The organism is Parajatrophihabitans canadensis, assembly GCF_053764775.1.
Genome location: NZ_CM132445.1, coordinates 4,865,771 through 4,878,920, shown reverse-complemented (window position 1 = coordinate 4,878,920; position 13,150 = coordinate 4,865,771). Strand labels below are relative to the sequence as shown.

The following is a 13,150-nucleotide window of genomic DNA, read 5'->3' as shown; positions in this document are numbered from 1 at the left end:
ACCTCGGAGAGCATGAGTCCACTGGATATAGCGACCCGTGACGATGGTCTGCCCGCGACTGGCGATCCGCCACCGACCACACCGGGTGGCGAATGGCCGGCAGACAATTGGTCGGCGGAGGACCTACATGCAGATTGGCAGGTCTCCGACCCACGAACCGAAGTGATGCCGGTGGATGCTGCGCTGACGAGCACCATCGCCCCGGCTCTGCCGTCCCAGTCTGCCGCGCAGCACCTCGTCTGCCCGGAGTGCGGAACGTCGGCGATGGTCACCGTCAATCGCCGGGAGTCGATGGACTTCTGCCGCAAGTGTGATTACCCGTTGTTCTGGGTGCCATCGCGGGTCGAGCTGGACCGTTCGTCGACGACGGCGACCGAATCGCTACGCCGACTGCCCGGCACCGCTGGGCGGGCAACGGTCGCATCGGTACCGTGCCCGCACTGTGCGGAGCCGAACACCGTGACTGCGCAGACCTGCGTGCGGTGCGGGCAGCCGATGATCGTGGTGGCCCCACCGACGCCACCGCCGACCCCCGTGTATCGAGCACCCGAGCCTGAACCGGTGGTGGAAATCTACGAGAAGCCCACGCCGTGGTGGGTCTGGGTGCTTCTCTTCGGCACATTGGCGGTCATCGCGGCACTCGTGGCCTATGGCGTGGTCCGCCGGTACGGCTGATTGCCGCTATACCGCCGTCCAACCTGCTTCGGTGTTGACGGGAGTTTCCGGACGGTCGGCCAACGGCATGAGCAGCCACAAGATCGGGTAGACGAGAATCTGGCTGCCGGGCAGCACGAGCAAGGTGAGAATGAAGAGCAACCGGGTGGGCCACGGGTCGAGGCCGATCTTGTTGCCGAGAGCAGCACAAACGCCGCCGAGGACGCGGCCCTCGCGCTGTCTGGTCAGGCCCTTGCTACGGAACAGGTCGTGTATTGACCGCATGATCGTTCTTTCTGTTCGAATGTGAGCCAGCTGGCCCATCGATGCCAGGAGCGGCGTCGATGGAACTAGCATCGGCCTTCCGGGTCACCGGCACATGAGGGAAAGTCCTGGGATCAACCCTGGTACGAGCTGAGCCTTCTCAGGGTCGAGGCGGCGATTAGGGCTGAGAATCCAGCGTGTACGTGCCGCCACCCGGGCTCGGCCCTGCCAGGCCGCCTGCGAGAGTGATGTTGGTCGGTGCAGATGTTCCGGTGTAGGGAACCGCCGCGGGCGTTGGATCGGCCATCGTAGCGGCCGGTGTCGAGCTGACGGCGCTGGTGAGTTGGTAGAGGCCGGGCGGCAGGCCGGTGAAGGTGAAGTTGCCGGTGGCGTTGACAGTCACCGGAACGAGGTACGCCGCGGGGACGGTCTGACTTTGCAGCGGCGTAAGGGTGATCGTGCCGGTGTCGGTCGCGCCACCGAAGCCGAAGTTGTGCCCGCCGCGCGTGAGGTGCACGACCAGCGGCAGCGGGCCCTGCTCGGTAAGCGTGACCGATCCGGTGACTGCCGAGCCCGCGACGACGACCGACGGACTCGACGTGGTGACCGCCGTCCAGCCGGCTCCGGCGCCGGCCAAAGGCGTGCCGGTCACGTTGTACGAACCAGGTGGCAGGTAGATCGGGATTGCCGCCTGGTTGGTGGCGAAGCTGTTCGCGGTGTAGATGTCGCTGGGCGCGCCGACCTTACGAACAGTCAGTTTCACCTGCGCCAGTGCGGTATCTGGTGCCACGGCAGTGGTTGTCACCGCCAGGTTCAGCTGGCCCTCGCTGAGTGCGAAGGCGTCGGTCACGGCGCCAGCAGTAGTCGCGGACAAGGTCAGGTCGGTCTGACCACCGGTCAGGGTGCCGCCGTGGTCTGTCGCACCGAGTGCGATGGCCACCGTGTATTCGCCGAAGGGCACGTCCTGAAAGACCGTCGAGTAACCGTTGGGGACGGACGGCGTCGGGTCCAGCGTCCCGCTTAGGGTGCTTCGGCTGGTCGCGCTTGGCGGGGTCGCGACGGGTGTCAGCGTGACCGAAACGCCGGTGAGTGTGCTGCCCAGCGACGAGCTGACGCTGACGGTGACATCGTGCGCGACCACGGGCAGGGTGATATCTGTCTGCGGTGTGGTCTGGGAGTGGGTCACCGGCACGGAGACCTGGTGCGAGAGGTACCCGCTCACCCCGCCGCGATCGGAACCAAGTGCCAGCACGACCCAGTTGGCGCCGTCCGGAACGTTGTTGAAGGCGTAATGGCCGAGCGTGGCAGGGCTGGTGCTCGAGGTGGTGGTCATCGGTTGGTTGTCGGTGCCGGTGCCAACCGTGAACGTCGAGCCGGAGAAGGTGCCGATCTGTACAGTGATCCCGCCGATTGCCGTGCCGGCGTTGACGTCCATGCCCTGTGCCGCGAGGGTGTTTCCGCTGACCACGCTGGCATTGAGGTCGGTGGTCACCGTCAAGGACTGGTTGCCAGCACCGACTGTGATGGTCGTCGAGAAGTAACTGGTCGGCACCGCAGCCCCGGTGACCTTCACGCGTGCGGTGACGGGCGAGACCGCGGTGAACACGTATGAGCCGTGGGTCGTTGACGATTCGACGGCGGCGGCGAGCGGGGCGTCGTTCCCGTCGACCAACGTCACCGTAAGCCCCGTGATCGGGCTGCTATTGCGATCTTGCACCTTCACCGTGTAATTGACGGGCGTTGCGGTGATCGTTGGATTGAACGTCGTGTCGGTGGTGGTCGTCCGGATCAGTACGAATCTGTTCGCGGCGGTGGTCGGGCTGTCGTAACCGAGCGAGGTGACGACCACCCGGTACCAGCCGGTCTCCAGCCCGGACAGCGCGGCCGTGCCTGCGATGCGGAAGCTGCCGTTCTGAGCGGTGTCTGCGGAATAGCTCTTTGTCGAATCGACTGTGGCACAGGGGGTGCTGCCATCGCCGGTTGCGGTGGCCAGATCTGCGGGGTCTGCACCCGCGCCGTTGCACTTCGTCGCGACCAGCGTGGCACTTCCGGACGGGTTGGACGGTGATTGCACCGCGGACGGAGCGGGAATTGCGGTAACCGTGCCGCTAATGACGCCGAGTCTCGCCAACGTCGCGGTACAGGTCGTCGGCGTACTCGCAGCGGTCACCGTGATCGCGCTGGCCGTGGTCGGGGTGCTCGAACCGCCGCCGGTGCAGGTGATCGGTTGGCCGCCGGAACCGTAGGTCTGGAAGGCGTACCCCGCAGCCTGGATGCGCACCGCATACGTGGGCGCGCTGGGCGAGGAACTCGGCAGCAGATTCGTGAACGTGGCGCTGCCGCCGCTTGCCGCCTGCGGTGTCTGGGAAACGCCGTTGATGCGCAGCGTGTATGTAGCGCCGTTGATCGCGGTTCCATTTGAATCGACGGCGGAGACCTGTAGGCCGGTCAGTTGGGTGAGCCTGAAGGCGGACAGATCGGGGTTGCACGCAACAACCGGATCGCAGTGGAACGAGACGCTCGTCGGTGTGAAGCCGCCGAGGTTCGCCGAGATCGTGTAGTTACCCGGCAGAATCTGGTTGTCACCGGCAAAGTTGCTGTCGTGCCAGGTCAGATGGCCCTGCGCATCGGACGTGATGTTGAGCGTGCCGGACCCGGTGGCCTGACTGGTCGGCTGGATGCTTGCCGTGGACAGGTCTGTCGACGCTGGATCGGCCGACAACGTACCGGTGAACGTGACGGCCGACGGAGCCATCGTGAACGTCGTGACGCCGGTTTGGGTGACTGCGACGGAAGGCAGGTTCACGGTCTGATAGCCGGTCGCGGTGACGGTGGCCGTCACTTGCGTCGACACCAGGGTGGCTTGGCTCACCGGGCCGTTGGCGGCTGTTGCGGTGACGCTCGTGCAGTTTCCTGCGCCGTCACCGGTCGAGGTCACCACCGAACCTGTCGTCGGCTGGGCGTTGGTCAGCGCGAAACACCCGTTCACATCGGTGGTAACGGTGACCACCGGTCCTGGTATCGGGAAGATACCCAGCAGGTAGAAGGCCGTCCCGCTGATCTGCACCTGTGCGCCTCGCACTGGAGTCGCGGCGGCGCCCCCGATTGACGTGACCACCCGTCCCACGACCTGAGTCAGCGGATCGGCGAGGGAGAGTATGTAACCGATTTGCTGGTCGTCGGTGATGGGCGCAGCCACACTGCCCGAGCCGGTGGCGGTCGTCGCTTGCAGGGTGTAAGCGCCCGGCGGCAGATGATCGAAATGCACCGAGCCGCTGGCGTCGGTCAGCTCAGGAGGCACCACATCGGTGATTCCGTTGGCGCCATTGGTGGTCAGCCGGACGGAGATGCCGGCGCCGCCCGCGATCAGGTTGCCGGTATTACCGGTTGGGTTGCGCACCAGGACGGAGACATCGATGCGGCCCTTGCGGTGCAAGGTCGCGTTGTATTCGACGGTGCCACCCAGCGGTAGCAAGAGCTGCGATCCAGAGATCGGCCGGTACTCGTCGTCGGCTGGTGTCACGAAGACGCTGTAACCGCCGTTCTGTGCGACGGTCAAAGAGTATCCGCCGTTGGCGTCGGCTTGGGTACAGACCACATCGGTCGGGCTCGGTGGCACCGAAGCTTGCTCGGTGGGACATCCCGGAGCGGCCACCGACCCAGGCGGGTTGTACGACGAACAGGCCAGCTGGGCGGGCGTCGGGGTAACGCCTACGCCGACGGCAAAGATGCACACCGGATTTGCCGGGACGGCAGGAGCGTTGCCCGACGCGGGTGTGCCGAGCGTGACGGCCTGGCCTACGGCCGAGCTGATGGTTCCCTTGATGATCGGCGCGGGATACATCGCGATCTCGGGTGCGTTCACCGTGGCGTTGAGGGGAACTTGGACCTTGATCGAGGCGGTCTGGTAGCCGGGCGCGAAGGCGGTGATGGTGTGCAGGCCAGGTTGTAATCCGGTGCTTCCGAGGGGGGCGGTGTATTCAGACGATGGCAGAATCCCAGGCGCAAATGCCCCACCGTCGATGGCAATGGCCAGGCACGACGGTGTCGGCAGGGGACAGGTGATGTGGCCGCCGGCGCGGGCGTCGCTGACCTGGCCCTTGATGAACGACGTGGACGGCAGCACGCCAGTCGGGACGAGCTTCACCGTCAGGACGTTGTTGAGGTTCTCCAGCCCCGCGATCGCCTTGACGTTGAGGTAGGACGTGGTGAAACCGAACAGGTCAGCGGAGAGGACGTAGGACCCGGGAGCTATCCCGTTGAACCGGAACACGCCGCCCGCGCCGGCCAGGGTCTTGTAGGTGTTGGCGCTGTTGGTGAGTACCAGCCCGCCGCCCGTACCGTCGCTGGTCGGGTCATTGGTCTTGAGGATTCCGCCGATGGTGGCTGAGGAAGGCACTAGCGTGGCTGAGGCGGTTACCGATGGCGCGCCTGCCGCGAGCGTGACGAACTGGGTTGCGGGCTGGTACCCGGGCGCGGAAATGGTAACGGTGTACTTGCCGGGTGACGGCAACGACGACAGGTTGAACTTGCCCGCCAACCCGGCCGTGGTGATGGTGGTTGCGGTGCGAGTGAGCGTTCCGTCTGAGGCCGTCACGGTTGCGCCGCCGACGCCGCCGACGACACCGTTGCTGTCTGGGCCTTGGACGAATCCCAAGATCGAGCCGATGCCGCGGCGCAGGACCAGCGACGCTGTTGCGCTCGCACCGGCACCTAGCGGCACCAGAGCGGATTCGGTGTCGAGGCCTTCTTTGCTGGCGCTGACGAGATAGGTGCTGGGGGTCGAAAGGCCGGTCGCGCTCCAGTTGCCGATGTTCGGACCGGTGGATGCGGTGCTGGTTGTGATCGTGTTGGTGCCGTCGGTAATGGTGAGTTGCGCACCGCCGACCGGGCCGTTCGGGCCGGTCACGGTGCCGGTGAGGGAACCTTGACCCGGGTTGAGGTTGACCACGAGGGGCTGGGTGGCGACGGTCTCGGCGGAGTTGATGACGAACCGTTGAGTCTGATAACCGGGTTTGGCGAAGGTGGCCAGGTAATAGCCAGGGGCGTTGATACCGGGGAATGACCAGGCACCGTCAGTCCCGGTCAGCATCGAACGGCTCGTCGCGATCGTAGGCGTATCGGGAGCAGCAGCAGGCGTTACCGTCGCCGGACGAGTGGTCGCCAGTGGCCCGGTGAGGAGGCTGGCCGGTTGCGATGAGGGGTGGTCGCCGGTCAGCAGCTGGCTACGTAATACCGCGGTCTGTGGCACCAATCCGTGCACGTTCAGCGATTGCGCGGTCAGGCCGATCGGCGTGGCACCCTCGGCCTGTTCGTCCACCAGCGAGGTAGGACGCAATGACACGGTGACGCCGTCTGCCGACTGGCCTGTCACCGAGCCGTTTAGCCGTACGGTGTTCGGTGCCGCGCCGGCTGGACCGCCGCCTGCCGCAGCACCACCAGAAGCGCCGCCGGCCGAGCCACCAGCACCGCCGCCCGCAGCACCGTCAGCTCCGCCCGCGGCCGCCGAACCGCCGGCGGCGTTGGAGGCACCGACCGTCACTGTTGGCCCGGCCACCTGCTTGTTCTTGGTGTTCTGCGCGAGTTTGGGAATCGCGATCAGGGCGAGCGCCAGCCACACGGCAACCACCGCGGCGAGAATCCCCATCTTGGCACCGCCGGAACCGAGAAATGCCCGTTCGGTAAGGGAACCCGATACATACCGCGGAGCCCCGGAGCTGCGAGCGGTGATGGTGTACGGATGCCGGGCGCGCTGACCGATCAGCCGTGGCCGCCGCACTCGCGCGCGTCCGGAGATCCGTACCTCCGAGTTGGGCTGCAGTTCGAGTTGGTCGGCGTTGAGTTGGATTCGCGCTTGCGGCGGTGCCTGCACATCGAGACTGACCTCGGCGGGCATCGGCCCGCTGTTGCGCAGCAGAACCGTGATCCGACGGCTGAGCCGAGCGGACACGTCGGCCGGCTGGAGGTCGATGCTGATCTGGCCGGGCCCATCCACGATCAGCGTTACTTCGCCCATCGCAGTCGGAGCCGTGGATGCACCAGAAACCGGATCGAGAGCCTGCACGGCGACGACCATCGGATACCGAGCCGGCACCGTCCCGATGGATGGCGTGATCTGCAGCTCGACCGTCATGTCCATACCGGGCATCACCGGGCGTCGCATGTCGAACGGCCGTTCGGACTCCGGTGCCGAGGCGCTCATCGAGCCAGGTCGCGGCAGCCACGCGGCATCCACGCCGAGGGCCGTCACCGACAAGATGCGGGGCTCGGGGGCGTGATTGGTTACCCGAAGTTGCAACACGACCGGGCTGCCGGCACCGGTTCGTACGACCGGCAGCATGGCAATCCCAGGCGCGCGTTCGCGTCCGACTGGGTTGGTACCGCCCGTACCGTTTCCTGAATCAGGCATTGGGATCCGCCGTGATGATCAGGGAAGGATGCTTGGTATCTGACGGCGTGCCGTACTGCTCGCTTGCCGCCAGCTGGATCGTCGCCGAACCGGCCGGAGCCGCCCCGGCGCCGGGTGCCACCTCGATGACGTAACTCTGCGGGGCGTCGACACTGCTGAAGCTGAACGCGCCGGCGCTGTTGGTGGTGACGGTTTGCGAGGCCGTGGCCGGATACTGGCTGGCCAGGTACAGGGTGACCGTCCACCCGGCGCGCGGAGTGTGATCGGTACCCACTACCGTCCCGCTGATCGTCGCGGCACGTGGCAGCGGGAAGTCCTGGCGCTGGTTGTCGCCCGCCTTGACGGTGATGATTCTCGTCGTCGGGCTCGTGCCGCCAACGCTGACGCTCTCGGTGTAAGTGCCCGGCGGTATAGAGCCGAAGCGGTAATCGCCCGCGCCGCCATAGCTGTTCGAGACCGATGAGGTGGTCACGGTGTAACTTGACGTCCCCGAACTCAACGTCACCGTCGCTTCGCCTCGAGGTCCGTTACGGACGGCGTTGTTGACCAGGCGTGGCTGGGTGACATTGCCGTAGACGCTCGCAGTCGAAGATTGCATCGTGGTGCTGATGCCCGCCGCCGTGATTGCCGCGCCGAGGGAGCCCTGGGTGATCGACCCGTTGGAATCGAGGGAAACGGACACGGTTTGTGATGCCAGATCGCTTCGGGAGAACGTGACGGTGTAGGCGCCCGGTAGCGACAGCCCGCCGGAGGACCATGCGCCCGGCGTGCTGCCGTTCTGGCCGGTTTCGGTCACCGTCTGAACGGTGAGTTGGCCGTTGGTAATGGTGACCAATACGCCGACGCCGGGCGTGGTTGTTGGCTGTGTCGCACCGGATGTTGCCGATTGGACGGTGACCATCCCTGAAAGCGATCCGGACGACTGGCCGAGCGTGATCACCTCACCGGTCATCTTCTGGCCGGCGGACAGGCTGAGCGTCAGGGTCTGCGACGCGTAACCGGTCTTGCTCGCGACGACGGTGAACGTGGCGGGCGTAGGCATTCCGCGCAGGGTGAAAGACCCGACGTCATCGGTGGTGAGTGACACCGTGCTGGCTACGCTCTGGCCGGCGGTTGCGGTCAGCGTGACGCCGCCGAGCCCGCCGGTCGAGGAGTTGAGGTGGCCGGAGATGAGCCCGTCGCCCTTCTGCAGCCGGATCTGCACTCCGGTTCGAGTTTCACCTGCGCCGACATCGATGCGCTGGGTGGACGTGGCGTAGCCCTTCTTGGTCACTACCAGGTCGTAGATGGTTGGCGAGGGCACGTTGGTCAGGCTGAAACTGCCGTCGGCGCCGATCGGGACGGTGCGCACGACGGCTTCACCGTTGTCCGGAGGTGCGACCACGGCGGTGGACGCGCCAGTGCCCTGGGTACCGCCGGTGTTGGCCGCGCTGCCGGCAGTGGCGGTGGTCGTGCTCTGCCCGGCGCCTGTTCCCGACATCAGAAACAGCGTCGCGGCCGACACGTCGTCACCGACGACGCTGCCATTGATCGTTGCGGGAACACCGCCCAGGCGCACGTCCAGCCCGGCCTGGCTCTGCCGTTCTTTCAACGTGATCGTGGTCGCGTCGGCATCGGTGGCGGCGCCTGGGTACCAGAGCTCGACGAAGCCCGCGCCGCGGAAGCTCAGCTTGTAATTGCCGGCCGGCAGGTTGCCTATCGAGTAGGCACCCTTGGCATCGGTGGCGGTGGTTGCGATCGGCGTCGTGACGTCTGTCGCGGCGAAGGCGTTGACTGCTACGCCGCGCACCGGCGTGCCGGAGGTGAGTAGGCGCACGGTTCCTGAAACGCTTGAAGTGCCGCTCGTAGCGGCGGCATCGCGGGCGGCTGCAACCTGCAGCGCCAGGTTTCGATCGGCGGCTGACTGGCCGACCAATCGTGACAGGGCCAAGGTGATCACGATGGCAAAGACCGTTACCGCGGCCAGCAACCCGAGCAGCGCGATGGGACCGCGGGACAGCATCGGGCGCTGGATGAAGCTGCCGATGGCCAGCGCGTCGCGCTCGTCGCGGGCCGGGTCCTCGTCCGCCGGTTCCGGCCCGTCGAAGAACGCATCCGGCACCTTCTCGTCGAGATAGATGGACAGCACCCGAACAGTCGGCGAACCCATGAAATGCTGGCGGGCGCCGGCCTTGAGATCCACCACGGCATGCTCGCCCGCGTTCAGCGAGAGTGTCTCTGGTTCGAAGGTGAAACGAACCTTGTTCTCGGGATCATCGCCGGCAAGCCGTCCCGCCACGACTGTGTTTCCGGTGTTCTCGACGATCACGCTGAAGTTCGCGCGCCGCCCGCCGGTAACCGCGAGCGGGTCCATTCGAACCTGCATTGCCTTGGCGGCAGGCACGGTGAGGTCGATCTCGGCGACCATGCTGTCTTCGGGCGGCGTGAGCTCTCGTACCTGGACGGCGATCCGCCGCACCCCAGCGGAGATGCCTTTCGGCACCGTGATCTGGGCAATGATCGTCCGGCTCTCGTCAGGGAAGAGCGAGATCTGCTGGCTGTCGATCGACACCCACGACGGATCGGCACCAAGCACCCGGATGGTGTAACCACCAATGACGGTAGCGGTATTTGCGATGGTCACGGTGACGGCGAGTGGTTGCCCGGGGGTGACCTCGGCATGTCTGGGGTTGACGTCGACGCGCATCAGCCGTTGCCCAACGTGAGGTTCTGGGCTGAACTCTTACCGGCGCTGACGATGACCAGTGCCGTCTGCTGAGTCTTGCCGGTCGCGGTGGTGGTCACGCTGTACGTCCCCGGCTGCAGTCCGTCGAGCAGGTACGAGCCGTCCGTCCCAGCTGCGGTCGTCGTCCAGTTCTGCTTGCCGTCGGTGGCCGTAACCGTTGCGCCGGGGTGCGGTCCGGATGAATCGCTCACCCGTCCGACTATGCTGCCCACCTGGGTCGTGAGCGTGATCCGGATCGATGGCGGTGGTCCGGTGCCCGACAGCGTGACCGGGACGCTGGCGGGCTGATACCCAGGAAGCGTCACCGTGATCGTGTAAGAACCTGGCGCCGTCAGACCATTGACGGCGAACGTGCCAGTGGCACCTTGGGTCAACGTCGTCGTGGTCGGTACGTCAGCGGCCGACGCCGTGGCGCCATCCGCCGAGTCGCCGGTGCTGCTACCGCTGCCAGCAGATCCGTCGGCGCCGGTGCCTGGCGTTCCCGTGCTACCCGTCGTTGCGGCGCCGCCGACCCTGACGGTTGCTCCGCCCAAACCGCCCTCGCCCGGGTTGCAGCCCGAACCGAGGGTCACGCAGCCACTGACGCTTCCGGTTCCTGACGCGAGCGCGATCGCAAGGTTGGCGCGGCTTTGGCCGGCGGTGAGATCGATAACGGTGGTCTGAGCTCCGTACCCTTCGCGGGCGAAGGTGATGACGTACGTCGCCGGTGTCGGCAGCGCGCCCAACACGAACGAGCCGACGGCGCCCGTCGTCGGTGTTGTGATCGCGAGCGCGGTTCCCCCGACCGTCGTGCTGACGGTCACGCCGCCGAGTCCGCCGCCGGCGCTGGTCACCAGGCCGCTGATCTGGCCGTTGCCGACGCCCAACCGGACGATCGGTTCGAGGCGTTGCTGGCCGCCGGAGACTGTATCGACGAGGGTGGTCGGCTCGTAGCCCGGTGCGGTGAAGGTCAGTTCGTAGCTCGCCGGAGCAGGTAGCGAACCGAGCTTGTAGCTCCCGTCAGGGGCGGTGGTCGTGGTCGCCAGCGGCGTCGCCGCGGCTGATCCGACCAAGGATCGGACCGCGACCGTCGTGGTGATCGGCGTCAAGGTATCGCCTGGATCGACCGTGCCGGACATACTCGCCAGGTCGCCGGTCACGACAGCGTTCACGCCGGTGGTCGCGCCCTGCGCAATGGCCGCAACCGGGGTGGCGCCGACCTGGGTGCTGGCCGAGGGGTACCAGATCGTCTTGAAACCAGCTGAGGTGAAGCGAAGCAGGTATTCGGTCGGAAAGAGGCCGGCGACCGTATAACTCCCGTCGGATTGCGTCGCGGCTGAACTGACGACGATCAGTCCCTTCGGCGTTTGGCGTAGCGCTTCGACCAGAATCCGTCCGACGCCCTTGTGATCACTTGTGGCCGTAACGGTTCCTGAGATCGTGCTACCGATCCCGACCGGGACCTGGCCGCTCTTCGGCAGCGCGCCGGCCGGTGCCGCGCCGGCCGCTCCGGCAGCCCCTGTTCCGCCCGCACCTGCGCCGATTCCGGTTTGGCTGGCAGCGAAGAAGGATGCGGGTGCGTCCTTCGTGGAGGGGTCTCCAGCGAAGACCTTGTTCAGCCCGAGCAGGAACGCGCCCGCCCAGAGTGCCACGATCGACGCCAGGATCAGGGCGGTGAGCAGCCCGCGTGAGAGTTGCGGACGCTGGCGTAGCCGAACGCTCGTCTCCTGCTGCAGCCGAAGCGGTTCGCCGAGGGCAGCGGCAGTTTCGGGGTTGCTCGCGCTGACTTCAGCTGCGTTTCCTAGAGTGTCGGGCGGCAGCAGATCGGCTTGGGTCGCGATCAACTCGACCGCCACGACCCGGTCGATCTCCGCGCCGAGCCACATTCGTGGGCCCTTGACGGTGAGCAGAACGGGCGCGGTCGAGCCAGCCGGAACCCGCAGCGAGGCTGGAGTGAAAACGGCGGTGACGGCCCGGTCGGTATCGGTCGCGCGCAGGCTGACCTCGAGCGCGACGTTGCCCTCGTTGGCAACCTCGAGAACGAATCTGCCCTGTCGGCGCGAACGAATGACGCGAGGCTTGGGCGCGACCGACATTGCCGGGTGGGCGGCGACCTGCATGTCGACGTCCACGAACGCCGAAGGCAGCCGAGCTCCGTGGGACACGACTTCGACGGTCAGTGGATGCCGGCCGGCGGGATGCGTCGCGGGCACCGTGACCGACAGCGTCACCTCACCGGTCGCGTCCGGGAACAAGGGCAGCAATGCCGGCTCGGCGCGGACGCTTTCTTCGGGCAGGCCAATGATGCGCGCGGTCAGCCCGTCGATCACCTTGCCGGTGTTGACGATCTCGACGCGTACCGAAGCCACCTCACCGGGATCGACTTCGAGGAGCTGAGTGTCGGTGGCTACCCGCATGGGCTCATCGGGGGGTGGTGGCGGCTTGGCCGAGCGCATCCGGCCGCGTCGGACGGGGCACTGTGAGCGCCTCGATGCGAGTGACCGCCGGTGCCTCGTCCTGCCAGTCGAAGGTGTCCGAAGCCACCGTGGCTTGCAAGGTGAACGACGCCTTGAGCTGGCCGCCGGCACCTGCCCAGATGTCTCGGAGCCGGTTTGTCGGGTCCTCGACCAGATCGAGGTGAACCGTGGAGGTGAGCTCGTTGGGTAGGTGCTCGGCCGGCAGTACTGCTGCCGCGGCCAGCCGGCTGACGAGGTCGCCGAGCAGCTGGTGTTCGTCTCGCGGACTGCCTGCCCACGCGCTTACCAGGTAGCCGAGCTGAATCATCGGCTGCGGTGGTCGCCGCACCGGCCTGCCATTCGCGTCGATCGCCTGGGTGGCCGATCGAGCGGGCTGGGTGCTGCGGCACACATCGTAGAGAAAGAGGTTCACCGTAATTCGCGACAGCTGGGCCGACCAGTTACTGGTTGGAGCGTCGAACGTCACATCGCCGATCTCTTCGGGCAGCGGTAAAGAGGTACGGAGCAGCCGCTCCAACCCCTCGTCCACCGTGCGGATGAACATCGACGCGCTCTCTTCGTGACCTTTATGGTGCTTTTGCGAGTGTTTGGTAGATGTTTGTTCGCGTGACTGCCCAGGTCATCGATGATCGACATGGGTGT

Annotated in this window: 6 protein-coding genes; 1 reads left to right on the top strand and 5 read right to left on the bottom strand. The window is 66.3% G+C overall.

Going from position 1 to position 13,150, the window contains the following annotated elements:
* Positions 1-12 precede the first annotated feature (12 nt).
* Positions 13-675, top strand: a complete 663-nt coding sequence (locus ACSMXN_RS23415) for a hypothetical protein (protein ID WP_022915123.1) — start codon at positions 13-15, stop codon at positions 673-675.
* Between the two features lie 6 nt (positions 676-681).
* Here ACSMXN_RS23415 and ACSMXN_RS23410 read toward each other — a convergent pair whose 3' ends face one another.
* From ACSMXN_RS23410 to ACSMXN_RS23390, 5 genes are all read right to left on the bottom strand, one after another.
* Entirely contained in the window at positions 682-939 is a 258-nt protein-coding gene (locus tag ACSMXN_RS23410; RefSeq protein WP_035944574.1) for a PspC domain-containing protein, read from the bottom strand.
* A gap of 157 nt (positions 940-1,096) precedes the next feature.
* Positions 1,097-7,327, bottom strand: a complete 6,231-nt coding sequence (locus tag ACSMXN_RS23405; protein ID WP_022915121.1) for a carboxypeptidase regulatory-like domain-containing protein — start codon at positions 7,325-7,327, stop codon at positions 1,097-1,099.
* Positions 7,320-10,013, bottom strand: a complete 2,694-nt coding sequence (locus ACSMXN_RS23400) for a carboxypeptidase-like regulatory domain-containing protein (protein ID WP_022915120.1) — start codon at positions 10,011-10,013, stop codon at positions 7,320-7,322. Before ACSMXN_RS23400 ends, ACSMXN_RS23405 begins: the two co-directional genes overlap by 8 nt.
* Positions 10,013-12,448: a carboxypeptidase regulatory-like domain-containing protein gene (locus ACSMXN_RS23395; protein WP_196811423.1), complete on the bottom strand. Its 2,436-nt coding sequence runs from the start codon at positions 12,446-12,448 to the stop codon at positions 10,013-10,015. The genes ACSMXN_RS23400 and ACSMXN_RS23395 overlap by 1 nt, the downstream gene beginning before the upstream one ends.
* A 4-nt stretch (positions 12,449-12,452) precedes the next feature.
* Positions 12,453-13,052, bottom strand: coding sequence for a DUF4255 domain-containing protein (locus ACSMXN_RS23390; protein WP_022915118.1), 600 nt, complete (start codon positions 13,050-13,052; stop codon positions 12,453-12,455).
* Positions 13,053-13,150: the final 98 nt, after the last annotated feature.

Bases quoted from the DNA above. Each gene is read 5' to 3' on its own strand.
- ACSMXN_RS23415 (WP_022915123.1), top strand. From the start codon at position 13: ATGAGTCCACTGGATATAGCGACCCGTGACGATGGTCTGCCCGCGACT.
- ACSMXN_RS23410 (WP_035944574.1), bottom strand. From the start codon at position 939: ATGCGGTCAATACACGACCTGTTCCGTAGCAAGGGCCTGACCAGACAG.
- ACSMXN_RS23405 (WP_022915121.1), bottom strand. From the start codon at position 7,327: ATGCCTGATTCAGGAAACGGTACGGGCGGTACCAACCCAGTCGGACGC.
- ACSMXN_RS23400 (WP_022915120.1), bottom strand. From the start codon at position 10,013: ATGCGCGTCGACGTCAACCCCAGACATGCCGAGGTCACCCCCGGGCAA.
- ACSMXN_RS23395 (WP_196811423.1), bottom strand. From the start codon at position 12,448: ATGCGGGTAGCCACCGACACTCAGCTCCTCGAAGTCGATCCCGGTGAG.
- ACSMXN_RS23390 (WP_022915118.1), bottom strand. From the start codon at position 13,052: ATGTTCATCCGCACGGTGGACGAGGGGTTGGAGCGGCTGCTCCGTACC.